At 66.8% G+C, this 22,898-nt stretch carries 20 protein-coding genes; 7 read left to right on the top strand and 13 right to left on the bottom strand.

Annotated features, from left to right (window positions below):
- Position 1 precedes the first annotated feature (1 nt).
- On the top strand, positions 2-994 hold the full coding sequence (locus tag ABIC32_RS12650) for an FUSC family protein (protein WP_354074411.1): 993 nt from the start codon (positions 2-4) through the stop codon (positions 992-994).
- Between the two features lie 56 nt (positions 995-1,050).
- Here ABIC32_RS12650 and gltA read toward each other — a convergent pair whose 3' ends face one another.
- Positions 1,051-2,352: a citrate synthase gene (gltA, locus tag ABIC32_RS12645; RefSeq protein ID WP_045811199.1), complete on the bottom strand. Its 1,302-nt coding sequence runs from the start codon at positions 2,350-2,352 to the stop codon at positions 1,051-1,053.
- Positions 2,353-2,418: 66 nt separating this feature from the next.
- Positions 2,419-3,834, bottom strand: a complete 1,416-nt coding sequence (gene gltX / locus ABIC32_RS12640) for a glutamate--tRNA ligase (protein ID WP_354074410.1) — start codon at positions 3,832-3,834, stop codon at positions 2,419-2,421.
- Between gltX and ABIC32_RS12635 the strand changes: the two genes are divergently transcribed.
- A complete protein-coding gene (locus ABIC32_RS12635) occupies positions 3,833-6,016 on the top strand; it encodes a ComEC/Rec2 family competence protein (protein WP_354074409.1) in 2,184 nt (727 codons plus the stop codon). The two genes, gltX and ABIC32_RS12635, sit on opposite strands and share 2 nt — an antisense overlap.
- On the opposite strand, the gene lexA is transcribed toward ABIC32_RS12635, so the two are convergent.
- The 4 genes from lexA to ABIC32_RS12615 form a co-directional block, all read right to left on the bottom strand.
- The gene (lexA, locus tag ABIC32_RS12630; protein ID WP_039247444.1) at positions 5,997-6,695 is read right to left on the bottom strand and encodes a transcriptional repressor LexA; all 699 of its coding nucleotides are present in this window, start codon (positions 6,693-6,695) and stop codon (positions 5,997-5,999) included. The genes ABIC32_RS12635 and lexA overlap by 20 nt on opposite strands.
- A gap of 117 nt (positions 6,696-6,812) precedes the next feature.
- Complete coding sequence (gene trpC, locus ABIC32_RS12625) at positions 6,813-7,607, bottom strand: indole-3-glycerol phosphate synthase TrpC (RefSeq protein WP_354074408.1); 795 nt, start codon at positions 7,605-7,607, stop codon at positions 6,813-6,815.
- Positions 7,604-8,641 (bottom strand): anthranilate phosphoribosyltransferase, encoded by a 1,038-nt coding sequence (gene trpD, locus ABIC32_RS12620; protein ID WP_354074407.1) that lies wholly within the window; start codon positions 8,639-8,641, stop codon positions 7,604-7,606. The genes trpC and trpD overlap by 4 nt, the downstream gene beginning before the upstream one ends.
- 2 nt (positions 8,642-8,643) lie before the next feature.
- On the bottom strand, positions 8,644-9,234 hold the full coding sequence (locus ABIC32_RS12615; protein WP_354074406.1) for an anthranilate synthase component II: 591 nt from the start codon (positions 9,232-9,234) through the stop codon (positions 8,644-8,646).
- An 88-nt stretch (positions 9,235-9,322) separates the two neighbouring features.
- Here ABIC32_RS12615 and ABIC32_RS12610 point away from each other — a divergent pair, with 88 nt between their 5' ends.
- Positions 9,323-9,526, top strand: coding sequence for a peptidoglycan-binding protein (locus ABIC32_RS12610; RefSeq protein WP_354074405.1), 204 nt, complete (start codon positions 9,323-9,325; stop codon positions 9,524-9,526).
- Here ABIC32_RS12610 and trpE read toward each other — a convergent pair.
- Both trpE and ABIC32_RS12600 read right to left on the bottom strand, forming a co-directional pair.
- The gene (trpE, locus tag ABIC32_RS12605; RefSeq protein WP_354074404.1) at positions 9,523-11,040 is read right to left on the bottom strand and encodes an anthranilate synthase component I; all 1,518 of its coding nucleotides are present in this window, start codon (positions 11,038-11,040) and stop codon (positions 9,523-9,525) included. The two genes, ABIC32_RS12610 and trpE, sit on opposite strands and share 4 nt — an antisense overlap.
- Positions 11,037-12,944 carry a peptidylprolyl isomerase gene (locus tag ABIC32_RS12600; RefSeq protein WP_354074403.1) on the bottom strand — a complete coding sequence of 636 codons (1,908 nt, stop codon included), beginning with the start codon at positions 12,942-12,944 and terminating at the stop codon, positions 11,037-11,039. Before ABIC32_RS12600 ends, trpE begins: the two co-directional genes overlap by 4 nt.
- A gap of 140 nt (positions 12,945-13,084) precedes the next feature.
- Here ABIC32_RS12600 and tpiA point away from each other — a divergent pair, with 140 nt between their 5' ends.
- The 4 genes from tpiA to ABIC32_RS12580 all read left to right on the top strand — a co-directional run bounded on the left by tpiA (position 13,085) and on the right by ABIC32_RS12580 (position 16,371).
- The gene (tpiA, locus tag ABIC32_RS12595) at positions 13,085-13,837 is read left to right on the top strand and encodes a triose-phosphate isomerase (RefSeq protein WP_295191470.1); all 753 of its coding nucleotides are present in this window, start codon (positions 13,085-13,087) and stop codon (positions 13,835-13,837) included.
- A 64-nt stretch (positions 13,838-13,901) separates the two neighbouring features.
- Positions 13,902-14,333, top strand: a complete 432-nt coding sequence (gene secG, locus ABIC32_RS12590; RefSeq protein WP_017503940.1) for a preprotein translocase subunit SecG — start codon at positions 13,902-13,904, stop codon at positions 14,331-14,333.
- A 122-nt stretch (positions 14,334-14,455) separates the two neighbouring features.
- Positions 14,456-16,108, top strand: a complete 1,653-nt coding sequence (gene pyrG, locus ABIC32_RS12585) for a CTP synthase (protein ID WP_066551592.1) — start codon at positions 14,456-14,458, stop codon at positions 16,106-16,108.
- A gap of 98 nt (positions 16,109-16,206) precedes the next feature.
- On the top strand, positions 16,207-16,371 hold the full coding sequence (locus tag ABIC32_RS12580) for a hypothetical protein (RefSeq protein WP_199060303.1): 165 nt from the start codon (positions 16,207-16,209) through the stop codon (positions 16,369-16,371).
- Between the two features lies 1 nt (position 16,372).
- Here the strand turns inward: ABIC32_RS12580 and ABIC32_RS12575 are convergent, their stop codons facing one another.
- The 5 genes from ABIC32_RS12575 to ABIC32_RS12555 all read right to left on the bottom strand — a co-directional run bounded on the left by ABIC32_RS12575 (position 16,373) and on the right by ABIC32_RS12555 (position 22,807).
- On the bottom strand, positions 16,373-17,725 hold the full coding sequence (locus ABIC32_RS12575; protein ID WP_354074401.1) for a hypothetical protein: 1,353 nt from the start codon (positions 17,723-17,725) through the stop codon (positions 16,373-16,375).
- A gap of 57 nt (positions 17,726-17,782) precedes the next feature.
- Complete coding sequence (locus ABIC32_RS12570) at positions 17,783-18,121, bottom strand: hypothetical protein (protein ID WP_199060305.1); 339 nt, start codon at positions 18,119-18,121, stop codon at positions 17,783-17,785.
- Between the two features lie 39 nt (positions 18,122-18,160).
- Positions 18,161-18,727: a GNAT family N-acetyltransferase gene (locus ABIC32_RS12565; RefSeq protein WP_354074400.1), complete on the bottom strand. Its 567-nt coding sequence runs from the start codon at positions 18,725-18,727 to the stop codon at positions 18,161-18,163.
- A complete protein-coding gene (locus ABIC32_RS12560) occupies positions 18,724-20,943 on the bottom strand; it encodes a S9 family peptidase (RefSeq protein ID WP_354074399.1) in 2,220 nt (739 codons plus the stop codon). Before ABIC32_RS12560 ends, ABIC32_RS12565 begins: the two co-directional genes overlap by 4 nt.
- A gap of 79 nt (positions 20,944-21,022) precedes the next feature.
- Complete coding sequence (locus ABIC32_RS12555) at positions 21,023-22,807, bottom strand: acyl-CoA dehydrogenase (RefSeq protein WP_354074398.1); 1,785 nt, start codon at positions 22,805-22,807, stop codon at positions 21,023-21,025.
- Between the last annotated feature and the right edge of the window lie 91 nt (positions 22,808-22,898).

Raw genomic sequence — 22,898 nt, 5'->3', positions numbered from 1 at the left:
GATGGCGCGGGCGCTCAGTCCGCGACGTGCGGCCGAGGTCCGCGCCGCGCTGCAGATGGCGGTGGGCGCGATGGCCGCGCTCTACCTCGCGACCTGGCTGAACCTGCCGCACCCTTACTGGAGCGTGATTTCCGCCATCGTCGTCATCCAGGCGAGCGTCGGCGGCGGCGTCCTCACCGTTGCGCGTGACCGGGCCATCGGCACGGCGACCGGAGCGCTGGCAGGGGCGGTCTTCGCCTTCCTTCGCCCGCCGGGCCTGGAAAGCATGGCCCTGAGCATCGCTGTATCCGCGGGGCTGCTGGCCTTTTTCGCAGCCGGGCGGCCATGGCTGAAGGTCGCACCCGTCACGGCGACGATCGTCATCGCCGGTGGGACGGGTGCGGAAGGGCCGGCGTCTCTCGCGCTGGATCGGGTGATGGAAATCCTGGTCGGCAGCGGCGTCGGGGTTCTGGCGATCCTGGCCCTGTTTCCGCGCCATGCCAGGCAATCCTTCAAGCTTCAGGCGCGCGAGGCGGCGGGCGAAGCGGCGAGGCTGTTGGCTTTGGTATCAAAGGCCGTCCCGGAGGATGCCTCCGAGATCTCGCGCCGTCATGCCGATCTGAAGCGGCGGCTGGATGCGTTGGGTCAGTCCGCCAAGAACGTCATCGATCTGCCCGGCCCGCAACGTGAGACGGCGGATCGAGCCGCGCTCGTGCGCGCCTTCTGGCGCGTGCGCAGCGACATTGTCATCCTGGGGCGCGGTTTCCAGGCCGAGGGCGCCGGCGCCAGGCTGGATCCCTGGTCGCAGGACGCGGAGCGCGCGGTGGAGCAACTCAAGGCGCTGTCTCAAGGCAAGGCCGCCCAACCCATGGGCGCGATCGACCAAAGCCTGGCCCTGTCCATGGCCGTCGAGGGCGACGACGTGGCTCTGGGGGCTGCTGCGATCGGCGTGGCGCATATGCACCGCGATCTGGATGATCTGGCTGCCCGTTTCGCGGATCTGAAGCTGGTCTGACGACAAAGAAAAACGCCGGGGATGTCTCCCCGGCGTTCTGCATTCTGCCCTCCGTCTCAGCCGCGCTGTTCGATCGGCACGTAATCGCGCTGGGTCGGGCCCGTGTAGAGCTGACGCGGGCGACCGATCTTCTGCGACGGATCGGCCATCATTTCCTGCCACTGCGAGATCCAGCCCACGGTGCGGGCCAGGGCGAACAGGACGGTGAACATGGTGGTCGGGAAGCCCATCGCCGACAGGGTGATGCCCGAATAGAAGTCGACGTTCGGGAACAGCTTGCGCGAGGTGAAGTATTCGTCCGACAGGGCGACCTTCTCCAACTCCTTCGCGACCAGGAACAGCGGATCGTTTTCGCGGCCCGTGGCGGCCAGCACTTCATAGGCCGACTGCTGCATGACCTTCGCGCGCGGATCGTAGTTCTTGTACACGCGGTGGCCGAAGCCCATCAGCTTGTACTTGCGGTCCTTCACGCCCTGGATGAACTCCGGGATCTTGTCCGGGGTGCCGATTTCCTTGAGCATCGTCAGCGCCTCTTCGTTGGCGCCGCCGTGCGACGGGCCCCACAGGCAGGCGATGCCGGCGGCGATACAGGCGAATGGATTGGCGCCCGACGAACCGGCCAGACGCACGGTCGAGGTCGAGGCGTTCTGTTCGTGGTCGGCGTGCAGGGTGAAGATGCGGTCCATGGCGCGAACCAGGGCCGGATCGACATGATAGTCCTCGGCCGGAACGGCGAAGCACATGCGCAGGAAGTTTTCGGCGTAGGACAGGTCGTTGCGCGGCGACACGAACGGCTGGCCGATATGATATTTGTAGGCGCGGGCCGCGATCGTGGGCATCTTGGCGATCAGGCGAATGGCCGAGATGTCACGCTGGATCGGATCGTGGATGTCTAGGCTGTCGTGATAGAAGGCCGACAGGGCGCCGACGGTGCCGACCATGATCGCCATCGGGTGGGCGTCGCGGCGGAAGCCTTCGAAGAAGCGATCGAACTGGCTGTGCAGCATCGTGTGGGTGGTGATGCTGTTTTCGAACTTTTCGTACTGGGCGGCGGTCGGCAGTTCGCCGTGCAGCAGCAGGTGACAGACTTCCACGAAGTTCGACTTCGACGCCAGCTGGTCGATCGGATAGCCGCGGTGCAGCAGCACGCCGGCGTCGCCGTCGATGTAGGTCAGCGCCGATTCACAGGCCGCCGTTGAGGTGAAGCCGGGATCGAAGGTGAAGGCGCCCGTTCCCGCATAGAGTTTGCGGATGTCGATGACGTCCGGGCCGGTGGAGCCCGAAAGGACCGGCAACTCGATCGTCTTGTCCTCGAAGGACAGGGTCGCCGAGCCGGCGGGTTTGGCTTGTTCAGTCATGAATGCCCCTTTGCATCACACGTCCAGGCGCGGGGAGGCGTCGGCCGCTTTTTGGTTTGTGGGTGATCACTTAGTCTGTTGCAGCGCATCATCCAAGCGCCCGAGACTTTCGTCGCGCCCAAGAGCCGACAAAGTTCGTGCAATATCAGGTGATGTTGACCCTGCGGTAAGCGCCGCGCGCATCGGCGGGCCGATTTTCCCAAACCCAACGCCCTCGGATTCCGCAAAGGCCTTGAGCTCGACTTCCAGCGCGAAGACGTCCCAGGATTGGAACAGGGATAGCCGCTCGCGAAGGCGGGCGAGGCGATCCAGAGTCTCACCGGACAGCAGCGCCTTCGCCTTGTCGTCCAGGGTCAGCGGGCGCGATTTCAGTACGAAGGCGGTTTGGTCGGCCAGATCGAGGATCGTCTTGGCGCGATCCTTGACGAAAGGCATGGCGCGCTGGAGGCGGGCTTCGTCCGCCTCCGCCAAGGCGTGACCCTTCTGCAGATGCGCATCCAGCGTCAGCTTGGCGAGCCGTTCATCGTCGGCGAGACGCAGCCAGTGCGAATTGACGTGGGCCAGTTTGTCGAAATCCAGACGGGCCGGCGCCTTGCCGATGCCGACGAGATCGAACCATTCGATGGCCTGTGCGTCACTGAACAGTTCGTCGTCGCCGTGCGCCCAGCCCAGGCGGGCCAGATAGTTGCGCATGGCCTCAGGCAAGTAGCCCATCTCGGCGTATTCATGCACCGCCTGGGCGCCGTGACGCTTCGACAGCTTGGCGCCGTCTGGGCCGTGGATCAGGGGGATGTGGGCGAAGGTCGGCCGCGTCCAGCCCAGCGCATCGTAGATCAGGCTCTGGCGCGCGGCGTTGTTCAGATGGTCGTCGCCGCGAATGACGTGGGTCACGCCCATGTCGTGGTCGTCCACGACGACGGCGAGATTATAGGTCGGCGCGCCGTCCGAACGCAGCAGCACCAGATCGTCCAGGTCGTCGGTGGACCAGTTCACGTCGCCCTGGACCTCATCGGCCACCGTGACCGTCGTCGCCTTTGGCCGACGGAAGCGCACGACGTGCGGCGAGGCCAGATCGTCGACGGTCGGCTCGCGGTCGCGCCAGGGCGATTCGAAAGTGCGCTTTTCGGCCTTGGCCTCGTCACGCAGACGACCGGTCTCCCCGGCCGAGGTGAAGTCGCGGTAGGCGTGGCCGGTTTCGAGCAGTTGATCGACCACCTCGCGGTGGCGGTCGGCCCGGCTGAACTGGAACACCGGCTCGTCGTCGGCGAACAGCTCCAGCCAGCTCAGGCCGTCGAAAATGGCCTTCACCGCCTCATCCGTCGAGCGTTCACGGTCGGTGTCCTCGACCCGGATCAGGAAACGTCCAGCGTGTCTCTTGGCGTACAGCCAGTTGAACAAAGCGGTTCTCGCTCCGCCGATATGCAGATAGCCTGTCGGCGAGGGGGCGAAGCGGGTGACGACAGTCGAGGAAGGTGAGGTCATGGGGGATGGGTCCGTAAGCGAGGCCCTTATACGCCCCGATGCGGCAAAACCTACCCCCGCTGCGCGATTGCGCGCCTGGCTGCACGCCGAGGTCGCCGCCCAGACCCTGAGATGGCGGCTATGGGCGCCGGTCGCATTCGGAGCGGGCGGAGGCGTCTATTTCGCCCTGCGAGCCGAGCCAGTCTTGTGGCCCCTGTCGCTGGGCGCCGCCTTGGCCATTGGGCTGTGGGTCGTGGCGCGACGGCGCGGCTGGTCGCGACGTCTGACCTGGCTGCTGTTGATGGTGGCCTGCGCGTCAGGCGGGCTGGCGGCGGCCAAGGTGCGCACCCAAGCCGTCGCCGCGCCGATCGCGCCCGCCCTCAGCGAACCGACCGTGATCGAAGCCTGGGTTGTCGATGTCGACAGCCCGGGGCAGCGAGGCGCGCGGGTCGTGATTGCGCCGGTCTGGATCCGCGGACTGACGCCAGAGCAGACGCCGGTGCGCTTGCGGGCGACGGTGCGGGGCGAGCCGCCGCGGCCCGGCGAAGCGATCCGCTTGTTTGGCATTCTGAATCCGCCGCCTGCGCCGGCCAGCCCTGGCGCCTACGACTTCGGCCGGAACGCCTTCTTCCAAGGCATGGGAGGCGTGGCGTTCGCCTTGGGCGAAACGAGTGGGGCCGAGCTTGCCGCGCCGCCGTGGCGACTTCGACTTGAAATGGCGGTCAACGGCGCCCGCTTCGCACTGGCCGAGCGGATCGTGGCAAGACTCGGCGAACGGACCGGCGGGATCGCCGCCGCCATGACGACCAGTCACGAAACCTGGATCAGTCAGGAGGACATGGACGTGATGCGCGATTCCGGCCTGGCGCACATCCTGTCGGTGTCAGGGCTGCATATGGCCATCGTCGGCGGGTTCGTCTTCTTCGCGGTGCGTCTGGGCGTGGCGGCCTGGCCCTGGTTGGCCCTGCGGGTTCACGGCAAAAAGGTCGCGGCCTTGGCGGGCCTGACGGCGGTCGGGGTCTATCTGGTGGTTTCGGGCGCGCCGCCCCCGGCCGAGCGGGCCGCCATCACCGCCTCCATCGCCTTTCTGGCCATCCTGCTGGATCGACAGGCGGTGACGATGCATGGGCTGGCCGTCGCGGCCTTCATTGTTTTGGCCATTCAGCCTGAAGCCATCGTCACGCCGGGCTTCCAGATGTCGTTCGCGGCGACGGCGGCCTTGGTCGCCTTGGTCGAGGCCTGGCCGAAGCGCCCGCGCGAAATATCCGCGCCCTGGCCGATTTTGGCAGTCCAACGGTTAGGCGGGTGGCTCACGGCGGCTGTGGCGGCCAGCGTCGTCGCCGGATTGGCGACGGCACCGTTCGCCATGCAGCATTTCAACCGCACCGCCATGTACGGACTGCTCGCCAATCTCGGCACGTCGCCTGTGGCGGACTTCATCCTGATGCCCGCGCTGGCCTTGGGCGCAGCGCTGGAACCCTTGGGGCTGGGGGGACCGTTCCTGGCGGTTGCGGGATGGGGCGTGGATCTGATGCTGGCCATCGGCGCCTGGACGGCGGGATTGCCCGGCGCGGTCAAAACGGTCGCCAGCGCGCCGAACTATGTCCTGCCGGTCGCCTTTCTGGGCGTATTGTTCGTCTGTCTGTGGCAGGGCCGCCTGCGCTGGTTGGGACTGCCCTTCGCAGCCGCCGTCCTGATCTGGCCGCGTGAACCGACGCCGGACCTCTGGATTGGCGATGGCGGAACCAACGCCGCCTTTCAGCGTGATCAGGCGGTCGTCGTGCGGCCTGGCGTGCGCGAATTTGCAGTCGATCTCTGGTCACGAAGACGGGGGCTGACGATGACGGACCGGTCGGAGACGGGCTGGGTCTGCGACCGCTTCTCCTGTCGACCGGACACCCATGAGGCGGGGCCCGTGGCGATCTGGTGGGGGCGAAAGTCGCCGAGCTCCGATCAGATTGAGGCCTTATGCCGCGCAGCCCCCGTCGTCAGCGTCCGCGCCGTCGTCACTTCAATTCCAAGCGCCTGTCAGGATCGCCTTGTTTTGGACGGCGTGGACTTTGCGCGCGGCGGGGCGGTGGAGTTGTGGCGCGACAGTTCGGGCGAACCGAACCGGTGGCGCGCGGTGTGGACGGCCGACGTTCGCGGCGACCGCCCCTGGACGCGTCAGTCCGATCCGGAGGTCAGTGATACCGGCGCATGAGGCCGACCAGCTTACCCTGCACGGCGACCTGATCGGAGCCGTAGATTTTGGTCTCGTAGTTGCGGTTGGCGGGTTCCAGCGCGATCGACGCCCCCTTCTTGCGAAGGCGCTTCAGCGTCGCCTGCTCGCCCTCCACCAAAGCCACCACGATCTCGCCGGAGGCGGCGTTGTCGGTCGATTTGATCACCACCATGTCGCCGTTCAGGATACCGGCTTCGATCATGGAGTCGCCTTCGATCTCCAGCAGGTAGTGCTCGCCAGAACCCAGCATCGATTCCGGAACCGGATAGCGGGCGGTTTCATGCTCGATCGCGTCGATCGGCGTGCCGGCGGCGATCTTGCCCATCAGCGGCAGTTCGCGGGTGTCGTTGGCCGCCATCGGAGCCGCAGGTCTGACACCGCCGCCGCCCTCGATGACGTCGGGCTTGAACCCGGCGCGACCGCGCGGCGCGCCGGCCGTCGCCTGTTCGGGCAGTTTCGTGACTTCCAAAGCGCGAGCGCGGTGAGCGAGACGGCGGATGAAGCCGCGTTCCTCCAGCGCCGTAATGAGCCGGTGAATGCCGGACTTGGAAGCCAGATCGAGCGCCTCCTTCATCTCGTCGAACGAAGGGGAGACGCCGGTCTCCTGGATGCGTTCATGGATGAACATCAGCAGTTCGTGCTGTTTGCGCGTGAGCATCGCCAGGCCCTCATGCGCCCGCCGACGAATCGGAACGGGCCGTGAACATTTGTCGATGTTCTGTAAGTGTTCCTTGCTAATGTCAACTTAACGGCGAGGCTTGCCGCCGCGTGTCGGTCAGGCGGCCAGTAACTGACGGGTCGCCGCCTCGACATCGGCCTGACGCATCAGGCTCTCGCCGACCAGGATCGCCTGGGCATGGGCAGCCGAGACGCGCGCCACGTCGTCGGGCGTAAAGATGCCGCTCTCTGCGACCAGCAGAGCGCGCACGGGGCTGAGCATGGACAGCCGCTCCGTGGTTTCCAGATCGACCTCGAACGTGCGCAGCGAGCGATTGTTGACCCCAACCAGATCGCCGCCGAGCGCACAGGCGCGCGCCATTTCTTCCTCGTCGTGGGTCTCGATGAGCGCGTCCATGCCAAAGCGTTCGGCTTCCGACAGCAGTTCAGCGGCCAGGCTGTCATCGATCATGGCGAGGATGATCAGGATGCAGTCGGCGCCAAGGGCGCGGCTTTCGGCGACCTGCCAGGGATCGACCAGGAAATCCTTGCGCAGGCAGGGCAGGGCGACGGCCTCGCGAGCCTGGCCCAGATAGGCGTCGTCGCCCTCGAAGCTGGGGCCATCGGTCAGCACGGACAGACAGGCCGCGCCGCCGGCCTCATAGGCGCGGGCCAAGGCCGGCGGATCGAAATCGGGCCGGATCAGGCCCTTGGACGGGCTGGCCTTTTTGATCTCGGCGATCAGGGCGGGACGACCGGTTTCCTCTCCGACGCGTTCCAAGGCGGCGCGAAAGCCGCGCGGGGTCGATGCGGCGCGGGCCAGGGCTTCGATCGCGTCCTTTGACGTCGCCGCCTTGCGGGCGGCGACGTCCTCGCGCTTGTAGGCGGCGATACGGTCCAAAACGTCGGTCATGCGGGCTCTTCGCTTTCCAGCGGCGTGGAGGTGATGCGGGCCAGGCGATCCAGCGCCTCGGCGGCTCGACCGTCGTCGATGGCGGCAGCGGCGAGCGCGGCGCCGTCGGCCAGATCGACCGCGCGATCGGACACGACGAGGGCGGCGGCGGCGTTCAGCAGCACGATGTCGCGGTAGGGTCCGGCCGCGCCGGCCAGAAGCGCGCGCAGGGCGACGGCGTTCTCTTCGGCGTCGCCGCCACGGATGTCTGCGATAGAGGCGCGCGACAGGCCGGCGTCCTCAGGCGTGACCTGAAAGCGGCGAACCGCGCCGTCCTTCCATTCGGCGACGTCCGTGGGGCCGGAAGTCGCCAGTTCGTCCAGGCCTTGGCCGTGAACGGTCCAGGCCCGGGTGGCGCCAAGCCGGCCCAGCACCTCGGCCAGCGGCTCCAGCAGGCGCGGATCATAGACGCCCATGACCTGTCGCCTTGCAGACGCCGGGTTTGAAAGCGGGCCCAACAGGTTGAAGACAGTGCGAAAACCAATCTCGGCTCGCACCGGTCCGACATGACGCATCGCCCCGTGATAGGCCGGCGCGAACAGAAAGCAGATACCGGCCTCGTCCAGCGCCTTCTTCTGCTGCGCCTGCGACGCCATCAGGTTCACGCCCAGGATCGACAAGACGTCGGAAGAGCCTGATTTCGAAGACATCGCCCGATTGCCGTGCTTGGCGACCTTAAGACCGGCTCCGGCCAGAACCAGGGCTGCGGCAGTCGAGATATTGTAGGTGTGCTGACCGTCGCCCCCGGTGCCGCAGGTGTCGATCACCTCATAGGGATGATCCAGCGTCAGCGCGGCTTCACGCATCGCGCCCGCGAAGGCGGCGATTTCGTCAACGGTCTCGCCGCGCATCCGCATGGCGGTGACGGCGGCGGCGACCTGCGACGGGGTCGGCTCGCCGCGCAGGCAGGCGGCGAAGAAGTCGTGCGCCTGCTGCGACGTCAGGGGATGGCCCTCGACCAGCCGGGCGAGGATCGGCTTGAACCCGTCGCCCACGGTCAGGCGGCCGCGAGGCGCTTTACGCCGGCGATCTCGAGGAAGTTGGCCAGCATGTCATGACCGTGTTCGGTGGCGATGGATTCCGGGTGGAACTGAACGCCGTGGATCGGGCGGGTGCGATGCTGCAAACCCATGATCTCGCCGTCGGCGGTCCAGGCGGTGACCTCAAGGTGGTCGGGCAGGGTTTCGCGCTTGACCGCCAGCGAGTGATAGCGTGTGGCGGTGAAGGGCGAGGGCAGGCCGGCAAAGACGCTCTGGCCCTCGTGCAGGATCGGCGAGGTCTTGCCGTGCATCAGGGTCTTGGCGCGGATGACGTCGCCGCCGAAGGCCTGGCCGATGGCCTGATGACCCAGGCACACGCCCAGAATCGGCATCGATTCTGGCGCGGTCGAGATCAACGGCAGGCAGATGCCCGCCTGATCGGGCGCGCACGGGCCGGGCGACAGCAGAACGGCGGCGGGGTTCAGCGCCCACGCCTCGTCCACCGACAGGTCGTCGTTGCGCACCACATGCGTCGGCGCGCCCAACTCCGCGAGGTAGTGGACGAGGTTGTAGGTGAAGCTGTCGTAGTTATCGACGACGAGGATCATGGCTTGGCTTCTAGGCGCGACGCGCGTCCGCGCCAAGCGGGCGCGGCCTTAAAGCGCATTTTAACTCGACGGGACTAGGACTGGGCGGGTGAAACTCGCCGCTGAAAAAGACATCGCCGCCAAGATCGCCGCCGCCAAGGCGAAGCTGGTCGTGGTCGAAACCAAGCCCAACCCCGTCGCCGCGCTTGGTGCAGCCGCGCTCGCAGCGACTGCGGCGGTTTTGATGGCGGGCGTCGTCATCATCGGGCCCGGCGTGCAGTTAAACGACCCGGCGATGACGATTTCGCGCTAGCGATTGCCGGTCCTAAAGCGCCAGGCGTCCTCCGCCGCCCGCATCGGCGCGCGCGCCTTGTGCTGGGTCTCGGCATATTCGGCCGCAGGATCGCTGTCGGCGACGACGCCGGCCCCGGCCTGAACGAAGATCCTGTCGTCAGCGAACAGGGCGGTGCGCAGGGTGATGCATATGTCCGCCTCGCCGCCGGCCGAAATATAGCCGACGCCGCCGCCATAACCGACGCCGCGCTTTTCGCTTTCCAGTTCGTCAATGATCTCCATCGCGCGCACCTTGGGCGCGCCCGACAGGGTGCCGGCCGGCAGGGCGGCCAGCAGCGTGTCCACCGCATCCAGCCTGGGATCAGCCTTGCCGCGCACGTTGGAGACGATGTGCATGACCTGGCTGTAGCGTTCGACGACGAAGCTCTCGGTGACCTCGACCGTGCCGGGCGCCGCGACGCGGCCAACATCGTTGCGGCCCAGGTCCAGCAGCATCAGGTGCTCGGCCAGCTCTTTCGGATCGGCCAGCAGTTCCGCTTCAAGCGCCTTGTCCGCCTCTGGCGTCGCACCGCGCATGCGGGTGCCAGCCAGCGGCCTAATCGTGACCTCGCCGTCCTTCAGGCGAACCAGGATCTCGGGGCTGGAGCCGGCGAGCTGGAAGCCTTCGAAGTTCAGATAGAACAGATAGGGCGACGGGTTCTGGCGACGCAGCGAGCGATAGAAGGCGAAGGGATCGTCAGTCCACGGGGCTGAAAAGCGGTGGCTAAGAACGACCTGGAAGATGTCGCCGGCGCCGATGTAGTCCTTGGCCCTGGCGACCATCTCGCCGAAGGCCGGCTCGTCCACCGGCGAGGTGAAGACGGGAGGCGGCGTTTCCTGAGGGGCGGCGCGGACGGGCAGGGGTTCGCGCAAGGCCGTCTCGAACGCGTCCAGCCGCGCCGTCGCGGCGTCAAACGCCTCTTGCGCGGCGATGCCGGCGTCGGGATAGGCGGCCGACACCAGAACGATCTCGTGGCGGACCGAATCGAAGATGGCCACCAGCGCCGGCCGCGTCAGCACGGCGTCGGGCAGATCGAGCGGATCGGGGTTTGGCGCACCCAGCGGTTCCAGCAGGCGCACCATGTCGTAGCCGAAGACGCCGAACAGGCCGGCGGCCATCGGCGGCAATCCCTCCGGCAGATCGAACTTCGACGCCGCGATCAGCGCGCGCAGGGATTGCAGCGCCGGCAGGGGGTCGGCCGTAAAGCGACCCTCTGCTATGTTCGAGCCGCGCGACAGTTCCGCCGCGTTGGATCGACAACGCCAGACCACATCGGGATCCAGCGTCAGGATGGAGTAGCGTCCCTTGACCGCGCCGCCCTCGACCGATTCCAGCAGACAGGCGTACGGCCGATCACGCCCCAGCTTCAGATAGGCCGAGACCGGGGTTTCCAGGTCGTCGATGACCCGTCGAACCAGAACCTGCGGCCGACCTGCCGAAAGGCCGGCGGCGAAGGCGTCGAAGGTGATGTCGCGCGAAACGTCGTCGGTCATTGCGCCGGTGCGGCGGGCGTTGCGCCACCCGACAGACCCAGGGCCGACAGCGCCTGGGCCGGGTCGTTCTTGGCCTTGGAGCGTTGGGCGCCCGCCGAGACGGACGATTCGACCATGGCCTGCACCAACTCCTGGGTCAGGCGCGGGCGGACCTGCTCGGCCAGCGGACCGGCTACGGCCGGATTGGCGGCGCGGACGTTATCGACGCGGCCGACCACATAGGAGGTCTGCGACGCCGGCTGCGAGAAGGCCTGGCCCTTGGACTGGCCGAACAGGCCCTGAAGCACGCCCTGACCCAGGGCTTCCTGGGTCTGCTGGTTGCGGATGACGCCTGTGCGCACGGTCAGCGGCGCATTGACCGAGCGGGCGACCGCGGCGATGTCCTCGCCATTGCGCACGCGGGTCGTCAGCTCTTCAGCCTTCGCGGAAAGGCGACGCATGGTCTCCCGCTGGATCCATTGGGCGGCCAGGGGCTCGCGCACCTCGGCCAGGGTCGGCAGGGCCGACGGGCGGATGTCGTTGACGCGCACGGCGAAATACTGGCCCTGACCGGCGTCGATGACGTCGCTCTCGCCGCCCTTGGTCAGGCTCCAGGCCGTCTCGAAGATTTGCGGAGGGGCGTTCAGCGCCTGACCGTTCGGCAGCTTGCCGTCCTTCGTGAAGGGCGGCAGATCGACGATACGACCGCCGGCCTCACGCGCGGCGTCAGCCAGGTTCTTGCCGGCCGTGCGGGCGGCTTCGTACTTCTCGACCTTGGCGTAGGTCTGCGTCTTCACGTCCTCGGCGCGCAGTTCCTGGATCAGCTCCTCGCGAGCGCCGTCCAGCGTGGCGGGCGCGGCGGGTTGGACGGCCGTGACCTTGGCGACGGCGAAGCCGACACCAGCCTGGACCGGATTGGACACCTGATTGGCTTGCAGGCCGAAGACGGCGGCTGCGGTCGCGGCGTCGCCGATGGCCGAGCGAGGGGTCTCGTTGAAGGCGGCCGGAGTGATATTGTTGGCTCTACCGACGTCGGCGGGCGATTGGCCCGCGCGCAGGGCGGCGGCGATCTTCTGTGCCGTCTCGCGGTTCGGGGCGGTCAGGGTGACGAAGGAGCGCGTCTCGGGCTTGCTCAGGGTGTCCTTCTTGAACTCGAAACGCTCGCGGATGCGGTCTTCCGAGATCGGCGCATTGGCCGAAGCCTCAGGCGTGAACAGGACCACCGACACCATGCGGAGCTCGGGCGCGCGCAGGCGGTCGGCGTTCTCTTGGATGAAGGCGTTCAACTGGGCATCGGTCGGGGCGGGGATCTGACCAGCCATCGCCGGGGTCACCTCGAACCAACGACCATCGCGGCTTTCGAAGGCCGATCCGGCCAGCAGCGCGCCATAGATGCGCGGCACGCGGGCGCCGGCGAAGACGGCGGCGCCGAAATGCTCCGTCGCGTATTGGTCGCGCAGGTCCTGTTCCAGCATGGCCGGGGTCAGGTTCTGTTGCGCAAGTGCAGCCTCATAGGCCTGCTGGTCGAACTGGCCGGTGACCGAGTTGAAGAAGGCCGGGATCTGGCGGATCTGCTTGACGATCAGTTCCTTACCCGGGCGGATGCCGGCCTTGTAAGCCCAGTTCAGGAAGCCCAGCTGCTGCGTCTGCTCGGTCAGGAAGCGGACGTGGATGTTTTCCGCAACCAGCTCCTGGTTCGTCAGGGGGCGGCCGACCTGCTGCTGCAGCCGTTCACGCACCTGATCGAAGGCGGTGCGGAACTCGGCCTCGTTCATCGAACGGTCGCCCGCATCGATGACGTGCTTCGGTCCCAGGTTGGAGAAGACGTCCATCCGCGCGCCGACGATCACGAAGCTGATCGCAATCAGGACAAGCAGGGCGGCCGCCCATTTGGATCGAGAGAAGGCGCGGAAGGCGGTGAGCATTCGAAAACCCGGGACTGGCCGATGTTGGCGTCAATCGTCGCGTATAGTCGGGCCGGGGTCGCCGCTGCAAGGATGGCTTCGTGTCCGGATTGCGGCGGCGCCTCTTGGCTTGGCGGTTTTCGCCTTTTAGACAGGCGGCCATGAAACAATCCGTGAAGATGATCGTCGGCAATTGGAAGATGAACGGCGTCTCGGCCGCCCTGGCGCAGGCTGAAGCCATCAGGGACGCCGTCGGTACGACGGGGCAGGGATGCCGTGTTGTGTTGTGCCCGCCGGCGACGCTGATCGACCGCATGCAGTCCGCCTTGGCGGGCAGCGGCGTGGCCGTGGGCGGTCAGGACTGTCATGAGAAGCCCGCCGGCGCCTTCACCGGCTCGGTGTCGGCCGAAATGTTGGTCGACGCCGGCGCGACCGTGGTGATTCTGGGGCATTCCGAACGCCGCTCCGCTTTCGGCGAGACCGATGCGGACGTCGCCGCCAAGGTCGAGGCCGCCATCGCCGCCGGGCTAGAGCCCATCGTGTGCGTCGGTGAAACACTGCAGCAGCGGGAAGCGGGCGACGCCATCGCCGTCGTGTCGGGCCAGGTCGCGGGCTCGCTGCCGTCCAGCTTGGCCGAGCGGGACTTTGCGGTGGCCTATGAACCCGTCTGGGCCATCGGCACGGGCCTGACCCCCACGCTGGATCAGATCGCCGAGGTCCATGCCGCCGTGCGCGCCGCCATCGTCGCAAAGCTGGGAGACGGCGCTCGCACCGCGCCCATTCTGTATGGCGGTTCGGTCAAACCGGAGAATGCGCGCGACATTCTGGCTACGCCGGAAGTCGGCGGCGCCCTGGTCGGCGGCGCGTCCTTGAAGGCCGAGGACTTCATGCCGATCGTCAACGCCGCCGCGTGACGTTTGCCCCTGGCGCGCTTCGATGATAGAGGCCGCCGCTTGATCGGCGCAGATCCGCGCCCACATGAATGACGCCATGCTCCAGACCATCCTGCTCGTCGCCATCATCATCGTCGCCATCGCGCTGACGGGCATTGTCCTGCTTCAGAAGTCCGAGGGCGGCGCCCTGGGCATGGGCGGCGGTCCGTCGGGCTTCATGACCGCACGCGGCGCCGGCAACTTGCTGACCGTCACCACCTGGTGGCTGGCGGCCGCGCTGTTCGCCCTGACGATCATTCTGACGGTTGTCGGCAATATGGACCGCGCTTCGGTGTCCGGCATCGACGCCGACGCCGTGGGTTCGCTGGCCACGACGCCGCAGACCCAGACGCAACAGCCCGCCCAGCAACAGCCCGCTGCGCCGGCCAAGCCGGCGACGCCTTCGCTGGATGATCTGGAAGCCAGCCTGCCGTCGGCCTCCACCGCTCCGGCGCCGGCCCAACAGCCCGCCCAGTAAGGCTCCGACAAAGACCCGAGTTTCAGAAAGCGCGCCGCAGGGCGCGCTTTCTTCTTTTGATCAACAGTTCGATTCGACGGCGGCATGACCGAGCCGCGAATCATGGAGTAAGGTGTCCCCCCATGGCTCGCTATGTGTTCATCACCGGCGGCGTGGTTTCCTCGCTAGGAAAAGGCCTCGCCTCCGCCGCTCTCGGCGCTCTTTTGCAGGCGCGCGGCTACAAGGTCCGCCTGCGCAAGCTTGACCCCTATCTGAACGTCGATCCGGGCACGATGAGCCCGTATCAGCACGGCGAGGTCTTCGTGACCGACGATGGCGCCGAGACCGACCTGGACCTGGGCCACTACGAGCGGTTCACCGGCGTGTCGGCGGCCAAGTCCGACAACATCACGACCGGCCGCATCTATTCGACCATTCTGGAGAAGGAGCGTCGCGGCGACTATCTGGGCGCCACGGTGCAGGTCATTCCGCACGTCACCGACCAGATCAAATCGTTTTGCCTGACGCCTGCCCTGACGGACGCGGGCGAAGACGTCGATTTCGTTCTGGTCGAGATCGGCGGCACGGTCGGCGACATCGAGGGCCTGCCCTTCTTCGAGGCGATCCGCCAGCTAGGGCAGGACCTGCCGCGCGGCCAGAGCTGCTTCGTCCATCTGACGCTGCTGCCGTTCATCAAGACGGCCGGCGAGATGAAGACCAAGCCGACCCAGCACTCGGTCAAGGAACTGCGCTCCATCGGCATCCAGCCGGACATCCTGCTGTGCCGCTGCGAGCAGCCGATCCCGGCCGAAGAGAAGCGCAAGATCGGCCAGTTCTGCAACGTGCGCGAAAGCGGCGTCATTCAAGCAATGGACTCCGCCGACATCTATGCCGTGCCGCTGGACTATCACCGCGAGGGTCTGGACCGCGAAGTCCTGGCGCACTTCGGCATCAACGATGCGCCCGAGCCGGATCTGACCGGCTGGCAAGAGATCGCGCGTCGCCGCCTGCAGCCCGACGGCGAGGTGACCATCGCCGTGGTCGGCAAATACACCGTCCTGAAGGATGCCTATAAGTCGCTGATCGAGGCCCTGCATCACGGGGGCGTGGCGAACAACGTCAAGGTCAACATCGACTGGGTCGAGGCCGACACCTTCGAAGGCGATCCCGAAGCCTGCGAGGAGCGTCTTCAGGGTGCGCACGCCGTCCTGGTGCCCGGCGGCTTCGGCGAGCGCGGCTCGGAAGGCAAGATCGAGGCGGCCCGCTTCGCCCGTGAGCGCAACATCCCTTACTTCGGGATCTGCTTTGGCATGCAGATGGCGGTGATCGAGGCGGCGCGGAACCTGGCCGGCTATCCCAAGGCCTCGTCTACCGAGTTCGGCCCGACCGCCGAGCCGGTCGTCGGCCTGATGACCGAATGGACCCAAGGCAACCAACGCGTCCTGCGTCAGCAGGGCGGCGACTTGGGCGGCACCATGCGGCTCGGCGCCTATGATTCGACTCTGACAGCCGGGTCCAAGATTGCCGAGATCTACGGCTCAACCGCGATCAGCGAGCGTCACCGCCACCGCTACGAGGTCAACATCAACTATCGCGAGGCGATCGAGCAGAAGGGCGGGCTGGTCTTCGCCGGTCTGTCGCCTGACGGCGTTCTGCCTGAGACGGTTGAACGCCCGGACCACCCCTGGTTCATCGGCGTTCAGTATCACCCCGAGCTGAAGAGCCGTCCGTTTGCGCCGCACCCGCTGTTCGCCAGCTTCATCGGCGCAGCCGTGGTGCAGAGCCGCCTCGTCTGACGGAACGCGGTTCTGACGGACTCCATCAGGTCCGCGTTTTGCAGTAGACTGTCCGGGACGGATCGAATTGGCACGATCCGAATGCGGCGGGACCGTCGATGATCGGCGAGTTGCTTTATCACCTGCACCGGCACGTGCGCCTGGTGCTGATCGCCGGAGCGCTGATGCTCGTGCTCGGCGTGGTCCTGGTCGGCTATGAAGCGCTGCGGCTTCTGGAGCAGCCGCCGGCCCGCCCGGCCGAAGCCGGACAGGCCTTGAGCTAGATCAGTCGATCTTCAGCCGCACGAAGAGCATCGCCCCGTCGGGATCGCCGCCATACAGAGGCTCCAACGCCGTCGGCACGCGATTCATGGCATAGAGACCGCCGAGGCCGAACCGGACGTGTTCGGCGATCCGCCAGTCGCGGACCACGCCGACCGACGCCTTGCCCACCGTGTAGAGCGGGCCATGGCCGCCGCCGACGCCGGGAAGCAGTTCATCCGTCTCGATCCGCTCGGCGCGGGCAAAGACCGTCCAGCGGTCGTTTGGATGGATCGCCGATTCCAGCAACCAGCCGTCCTTCGATTCGCCGTGGTCGTTGGTCTTGCGACCCCAGGCCAGGCTCGAGGACCACCAGCCGTCATCGCCCAGACGGCGGGTGTGGATGGCGCTAGCCGACCATTTCGTCTCGTCCTCGTCGGGCTCCAGCTGTTCTGGCGCGGAGACATCGGCGTAGGAGGCCTGCAGCGACCAGTCGTCGTTTAGGTTCCAGGCGGCGCGAACGGACCAACTGTCCAGCCGTGGCGGATCGATGCCCCAGCGCTCCTCATCCGGTTCGCGTCCCTTGAAAGCCGAGGTCTCGATCTTGAAGCGGTCGTGCGCCCAGCCCAGGGTGGTCACACCGAAGACGATGTGGGTCGAATCCAGCCAGTGGTGGGTGATCGGCGCCTCAGGACTGTCCATCGCGCTCATGCGGTGCATGAAGGCGGGCGGGCCGAAGGCAGGTTCGCCGGGCAGGCCGATATAGCCGTAAACGCTGTCCTTATCGGACAGACGCTTCGAATAGCTGGCCGACAGCTCCATGAAGAAGTCGTGCGGGTGCTGGCGATCGACCAGAGGATTGACGCCGTCCGCCGTCTCGCCCGCCGCCAGCAACAGTGGATAGCCAGACTTGCCCATCAAAGGGTCCGGGCTGAGCATGGCGCGCAGGTTCAGCTTTGAGCCGTCGTCGAAGTCACGCCGCGCCGAGGTCATCAGCATGCCGGCGACGAAGGTCTTGTCGCCGCCGCGCGGTCCGGACTGGGTGTCATAGACCAGGTTCAGCATGGCGTGGGTCATCACCATCCAGTCGCCACGGACGGTGTGGATGCCGCCGTGCTCGCCCGCATCGGGTTGCCAGCCGGTGCCGGAGGCGTCGCGGTTGATGGGCCAAGGGCCATACGGGCTGGTCATCGTGTGACCCATGCTGGCGTGATCGGTCATCGGTTCGGCGGATGACATTGGCATGTCGTGACCCGCGTGCGGATCGGCAGCGGGCTTGCTCGACGCATGGTGAGAGTGATCCTGCGCCGCCGCGGCCTGAGCCAGGGCGAGCAGGGAAGCGCTGGCGCAGGCGCCGACGAGAGTACGGATAGCCATTCAAGGCCTCCTCTGATGATCGTGACGGAGTGCGCCTTGCGAGAGGCGCGAGGTGTGTCAGACGATCAGGGGGCGGGGTGGTCCGGGTTCGGGCGCCAGCCGTTGCCCGGCCGGCAAGGCAGTCGGAACCGCGGCGATGCGCGACGGCGACAGGGTCGGACCGGAAACCGGCGCGGGGTCCAGCGTCGGTACCGCGACGCAGGCGACGCAGCAGATCATCGCCTTCATGGCCTTGGGCGCATGGTTCGGGGTCTGGTCGGGCGAGGACTGGCCTGTCTCATGGCCTGTCTCATGGCAAGGCGCGGCGGTCGCCGGCGACGCCAAGGCGCCGACCGCGCCGAGCGCCAGCACCGACAGGGCGCCGATCAGCAGCAACAGGGATTGAACGATCTTCACGGCGTCAGGATAGGCGTCGGGTGATGACGCCGCAACGCGTCAGCGCAGCGGCTTCTTGTCGACAAGCGGCAGACCCGCCGCGTCGGGCGCAGTGGCGCCGCCATCGCCCAGCGCCCGCTGCATGAACACCACGTCGCGCCAGTCGTCGTGCTTCCAGCCGGCCGCTTTGAAGACCCCGGCGTCGGTGAAGCCGCGCGTGCGGTGCAGGGCGATTGAGCCGACGTTCTCCGCATCACCGATGACCGCGACCATCTGACGAAGACCCATCACTTCGCACCGAACGATCAACGCATCGAGCAGGGCGCCGGCGACACCGCGTCCCCTGGCCCATGGCGCGACGTAGATCGAGTCCTCGACCATGTAGCGATAGGCCCGACGCGTGCGAAACGGCCCGGCATAGGCGTATCCGGCGACCTCGCCGTCGATCTCGACCACCAGTCGCGGCAGGCACAGGGCCGCGACGGCGGCGAGCCGTGCGGCCATCTCGGTCTCGTCGGGCGCCTCCAGCTCGAAAGTGCCGCGACCATTGGCGACACTTTCGGCATAGATGGCCGTGATCGCCGCAATGTCGTCGGGACAGGCGTCGCGAACCGTCAGTGCGCTCACGCGTGCTCCCAGCCCTTATGGATGGCCCAGACCGCGAAGGCGTAGTCGTGGGCGACTTCCTTCAGATAGTCGAACCGGCCGGCCGCGCCGCCGTGACCGGCCTCCATATTGATCTTCAGCAGCACCGGCTTGCCCGAGGTGGTCGCGGGTCGCAGCTTGGCCACCCACTTCTCCGGCTCCCAGTAGGTGACGCGCGGATCGGACAGACCGCCCGTCGCCAGCACCGCCGGATAGGCTTTCGGCTCGACCTGATCGTAGGGGCTGTAGCTCATCATATAGTCGTAGGCGGCCGGGTCCTCGATCGGATTACCCCACTCGGGCCATTCCGGCGGCGTCAGCGGCAGGGAGGTGTCGCTCATGGTGTTGATCACGTCCACGAACGGCACCTGACCGATGATCCCGGCCCACAGGTCGGGCCGCATGTTGTTGACCGCGCCCATTAGCAGACCGCCCGCCGATCCGCCCTGAGCGACAATGTTTCCGGCCGTGGCGTACTTCTTGTCGATCAGGTGTTCGGCGGAGGCGATGAAGTCGGTGAAGGTGTTCTTCTTCGTCATCTTCCGGGCGTCGAGGAACCAGCCCCAGCCCTTGTCTGAACCGCCGCGAATATGGGCGATAGCGTAGATCCAGCCGCGATCGACCAGCGACAGCCGGTTGGTCGAGAAGCTGGCCGGCATGGGGATGCCGTAGGAGCCGTATCCGTAGAGCAGCAGGGGCGCCGAACCATCGACGGGCGTCGATTTGCGGCGCAGCACTGTCACCGGCACCAACTGGCCGTCCGAAGCCGGCGCGTTCAGCCGCTCGACCACATAGTCCTCGATATTGTGACCGGACGGAATCTGCTGCGTTTTGCGCAGGGTCCGCTCGCGCGACGCCATGTCGTAGTCGAACGTCTGCGTCGGCGTAGACGGCGAGTTGTAGGTGTAGCGGGTGGTCGTCGTCTCGTATTCAGAGGCGCCGGCCAGCGACAGGGCGAAGGCCGGTTCGTCGACTGCGATCTCATGCTCGGCGCCGGCCCGGTCGCGGATGATGATGCGGGTGTTGGCGTCTGCGCGTTCCTGACGCGCCAGGTGATCATTCGTCAGGTCCAGGCCTTCGATGAAGCGGCCCGGAGTGTGCGGCACCAGATCGGTCCAGTTCGCCTTGGCCGGCGTCGCGGTCGGGGCCTGGACGATCTTGAAATCGATGGCCTCGTCCGCATTGGTGCGGATCACCCAGCGGTCGCCCCAGTGATCGACGTCGTAGCGGGTCGCCACCACGCGCGGCTCCAGCACGACGGGCTCGGCCGTCGGCGTGGCGGCGGGAATATAGCGCGCCTCCGACGTTTCCTGGTTCTGGATGCCGATGACGATGAACTGGTCGTCGGCGGTGCGACCGACGCCGATGAACATGCCGTCGTCGGCTTCCTCATAGACCAGGGTGGTCTCGCCGCCGCGCGCCGGACGACGGAAGATCTTGTCCGGGCGGCCGTTGTCGTCGCGGTTAGTCCAGAAGATCCACTGGCTGTCCGGCGAGAAGACAAAGTCGCCGGTGGCGCTGTCGATCACCTCGGGCAGCACCTCGCCGGTCGCCAGATCCTTGACGTAGATCTTGTGAACCTCGGACCCCTGGGCGTCCTCGGCATAGGCGAACAGGCTGTGATCCGGGCTGTGGCTCGCGGCGGACACTTCCGAATAGGCCTTACCCTTGGCCAGTTCGTTGGCGTCCAGCAGCAGTTGAGGCGTGGGCGCCATGACGAAGTTTTTGGTCACCGGCTGACCATCCACCATCCAGGTGCCCTGACGCTCGACGCGCATGTAGCGAGGGTGCTGATCGCCGGTCTGGTATTCGACATAGTAGTTCCAGCCGCCATCCGGCGCGGGAACCGAGCTGTCGTCTTCCTTGATGCGACCGCGCATCTCGCTGAACATCGTCTCCTGCAAGGGTAGGGTGGAAGCCATCATGGCCTCGCGGTAGGCGTTCTCGGCGGTCAGGTGCTCCTTGACCTCGGCCTTGATCAGGGTCGGATCGCGCAGGACCGCCTGCCAATTGTCGTCCTTCATCCACTGATAGTCGTCGGTCCGGGTGCGGCCCAGCTGTTCGATGACGACAGGGATTTTCTTGGCGACGGGCGGCTGAGGCATGGGGAATCCGGTGGACTGACGGGCGAGCGCAGGGGAGGCCGAGACGGCGAGGGCGGTCGCCGCCGTGGACATGATCAGTTGCCGACGATTCATCGGACGCTCCCTGCTTGTTTGAGGGGCGGACCTTGAAGGTCCGGCCCCATCTACGTCAAACGAAGAAACGCCAAGCCGATCATCCGGCCAGCGCGTCTACCGTCATGCGCCGCAGCAGGTCGCCGCCCTGACCCACGGCCGCCAGACGGCTGGAGACGTGGCCCAGCACATTGGCGGCATAGACTTCGTAGAGGTCCAGCTTGCCCTGCAGCCAAACCGGATCACCATCGTTGGCGTCCAGCTTCGCCTTGGCCGCCAGCGCGCCCTTCGCCAGCATCCAGCCGCCGGCCACGTCACCCAGCAGTTTCAGATAGGCGTCGGCCGCCGCCAGCACATCGGCCGCCGCGTTCGGATCGGCCTTCTGATCCAGCAGCCACAGGGTCGCGTCCTCGACCGCCTCGATGGCGGTGGCGAACCGTTCGACCGGCTTGCCGCTGTAGAGCTTTCCGAGATCGACCAGCGTCGCCTTCATGTCCGCGATCAGCGCCTTGGCTGCATCGCCGCCGTCCATCGACAGTTTGCGACCGACCAGATCCATGGCCTGAATGCCGTTGGTGCCTTCGTAGATCGGGGCGATGCGGGCGTCGCGATAGTATTGCGCCGCGCCGGTCTCCTCGATGAAGCCCATGCCGCCGTGGATCTGGACGCCCATCGAGGCGACCTCGCAGCCGATATCGGTGGACCAGGCCTTGGCGATCGGCGTGAACAGGTCCTCGCGTCCCTTCCAATGGCGACGTTCCTCGTCGGTCCCGGCGTGCCGGGCCAGATCGGCGGCGACGCCGGTCGACAGGCACACGGCGCGCGCCGCCGAGATCTTGGCCTTCATGACGCTGAGCATGCGGCGCACGTCGGGATGGTCAAAGATCGGGGCGTTGGTCTCGCCGGTCCAGACCGAACGACCCTGGCGACGGTCCAAGGCATAGGCGAGAGCGTGCTGATAGGCGCGTTCGGCGATGCCGACGCCCTCGACGCCGACCGCCAGGCGCGCCGCGTTCATCATCACGAACATATGGGCAAGGCCCTGGTTCGGCTGACCGACCAGTTCGGCGGTCGCCCCCTCATAGCTCATGACGCAGGTCGGCGAGGCGTGGATGCCCAGCTTGTGCTCGACGCCGACCGGGCGGAAGGCGTTACGGTCGCCCAGCGTGCCGTCTTCCTTCACCGCAAACTTCGACGCCAGAAACAGGCTGATGCCCTTGGGGCCCTTGGGCGCGTCCGGCAGGCGGGCCAGCACCAGATGGACGATGTTGTCGGTCGCGTCGTGGTCGCCCCAGGTGATGTAGATCTTCTGCCCGTTCAGCGCATAGGTCCCGTCGCCGTTCGGCGTCGCCGTGGTGATCAGCGAACCCAGGTCCGATCCGGCGCCCGGCTCGGTCAGCACCATGGCGCCGGTCCATTCGCCGCTGACCAGTTTGGTCAGATATTTGGCCTTCTGCTCTTCCGTTCCCACTTGCTCCAGCGCCTCGATCGAGGCCAGCGACAGCATGGGGCACAGGCCGAACGCCATGTTGGCGGCATGGACGGTCTCATAGGCCGCCAGTTCCAGCGCCTTGGGCAGGGCCTGTCCGCCCGCTTCGGTCGAAGCCGACAGCCCGGTCCAGCCGCCGGCCGCGAACTGGCGATAGGCGTCGGCGAATCCTGGCGCGGCGGTGACGGCGCCGTTGGCGTAGGTCGAGCCCTTCTGATCCCCAATCCTGTTCAGCGGCGCCAGCACCTCTTCGGAGAATTGTCCCGCCGCCTCCAGAACGGCGCCGGCGACGTCGGCGTCATAGTCGGGAAAGGCGCCGGTTGCGGCCACGTCGGCCATGCCGGCGACGGATTCCAGGGTGAAGGCCAGGTCTCGAACGGGCGCGCGATAGGTCATGGGTTTCCTCAATCGTCTTTGCGGCCTAAGTGCCGCGTCGGGGCCTGTCGCTGCAAGCGTCTTGGCGACGCGCCCCGTCTCAGTGCAAAGT

It is taken from the genome of Brevundimonas sp. 1080 (assembly GCF_040545985.1).
GTDB lineage: Bacteria > Pseudomonadota > Alphaproteobacteria > Caulobacterales > Caulobacteraceae > Brevundimonas.
Note: the sequence above shows the minus strand (reverse complement) of the source record. Positions and strands in the feature narration are given on the sequence as shown.

Bases quoted from the DNA above. Each gene is read 5' to 3' on its own strand.
- tpiA (WP_295191470.1), top strand. From the start codon at position 13,085: ATGAAACAATCCGTGAAGATGATCGTCGGCAATTGGAAGATGAACGGC.
- trpC (WP_354074408.1), bottom strand. From the start codon at position 7,607: ATGACCGACGTTTTGGACCGTATCGCCGCCTACAAGCGCGAGGACGTC.
- pyrG (WP_066551592.1), top strand. From the start codon at position 14,456: ATGGCTCGCTATGTGTTCATCACCGGCGGCGTGGTTTCCTCGCTAGGA.
- ABIC32_RS12615 (WP_354074406.1), bottom strand. From the start codon at position 9,234: ATGATCCTCGTCGTCGATAACTACGACAGCTTCACCTACAACCTCGTC.
- ABIC32_RS12560 (WP_354074399.1), bottom strand. From the start codon at position 20,943: ATGAATCGTCGGCAACTGATCATGTCCACGGCGGCGACCGCCCTCGCC.
- ABIC32_RS12580 (WP_199060303.1), top strand. From the start codon at position 16,207: ATGATCGGCGAGTTGCTTTATCACCTGCACCGGCACGTGCGCCTGGTG.
- lexA (WP_039247444.1), bottom strand. From the start codon at position 6,695: ATGCTCACGCGCAAACAGCACGAACTGCTGATGTTCATCCATGAACGC.
- secG (WP_017503940.1), top strand. From the start codon at position 13,902: ATGAATGACGCCATGCTCCAGACCATCCTGCTCGTCGCCATCATCATC.
- ABIC32_RS12600 (WP_354074403.1), bottom strand. From the start codon at position 12,944: ATGCTCACCGCCTTCCGCGCCTTCTCTCGATCCAAATGGGCGGCCGCC.
- ABIC32_RS12650 (WP_354074411.1), top strand. From the start codon at position 2: ATGGCGCGGGCGCTCAGTCCGCGACGTGCGGCCGAGGTCCGCGCCGCG.
- ABIC32_RS12575 (WP_354074401.1), bottom strand. From the start codon at position 17,725: ATGGCTATCCGTACTCTCGTCGGCGCCTGCGCCAGCGCTTCCCTGCTC.
- gltA (WP_045811199.1), bottom strand. From the start codon at position 2,352: ATGACTGAACAAGCCAAACCCGCCGGCTCGGCGACCCTGTCCTTCGAG.
- gltX (WP_354074410.1), bottom strand. From the start codon at position 3,834: ATGACCTCACCTTCCTCGACTGTCGTCACCCGCTTCGCCCCCTCGCCG.
- ABIC32_RS12635 (WP_354074409.1), top strand. From the start codon at position 3,833: ATGGGGGATGGGTCCGTAAGCGAGGCCCTTATACGCCCCGATGCGGCA.
- ABIC32_RS12555 (WP_354074398.1), bottom strand. From the start codon at position 22,807: ATGACCTATCGCGCGCCCGTTCGAGACCTGGCCTTCACCCTGGAATCC.
- trpE (WP_354074404.1), bottom strand. From the start codon at position 11,040: ATGACCGACGACGTTTCGCGCGACATCACCTTCGACGCCTTCGCCGCC.